This window comes from Pannonibacter sp. CBAS1226 (genome assembly GCF_055685825.1).
Genome location: NZ_JBVOUO010000037.1, coordinates 1 through 617, shown reverse-complemented (window position 1 = coordinate 617; position 617 = coordinate 1). Strand labels below are relative to the sequence as shown.

At 58.0% G+C, this 617-nt stretch carries 1 pseudogene; it reads right to left on the bottom strand.

Annotated features, from left to right (window positions below):
* Positions 1 to 617: pseudogene (locus AC0CMF_RS25250) on the bottom strand (flagellin N-terminal helical domain-containing protein); the annotation flags it as partial.

Here is a 617-nt window from a genome sequence, read left to right as displayed (position 1 = left end):
CGTATTGATCATTGTCTTGGTGTAGTCCTGACGGATCTGCACGGTCGACAGGTTGGTGCCGAACTCCGAGGCCTGCGAGCGCAGCAGCGACAGGGTGTTGTTCAGCTTGTCGATGGTCTGGTTGATCGCTTCATCCGTCGCGAAGCCGGATTCAACGGCGGCGACCACGTTGACCCCGTCGGTGTCTGCGGTGAAGTTCGATGCCGCGAAGTTGACGTTGGTGCTCTTCAGGTTGAGAGACACATCGCTTTCGATGGTCAGCTTGCCGGTGCCGGTGTTGAACGAAGCGTTGACGCCGTTGAAGCGCTTGATGAAGTCGGTCAGATCCTTGACGGAGGTCTTGTCGGTGACTTCAAGCGAGCCCAGTTCATAGCCGTTGCCATCGGTCAGCGTCAGGATGTCTTCGACGTTGAACGAGCCGGAGTTCTTCAGCAGCTGCGACCCTGACGTGAAGTTTGCGGCAGAAACGCTGATCAGATCGGACGGAGCCGGTGTGGCAGCGCTGGCATTGGTGTTGTGGAGGAAGACGTCATCATTCGACGTGATTGACAGGGAGCCGGTCTTTTCATCGAACTCGGCCCGAACGCCGGCGACACCATTGATCTGGTCCACCAGGC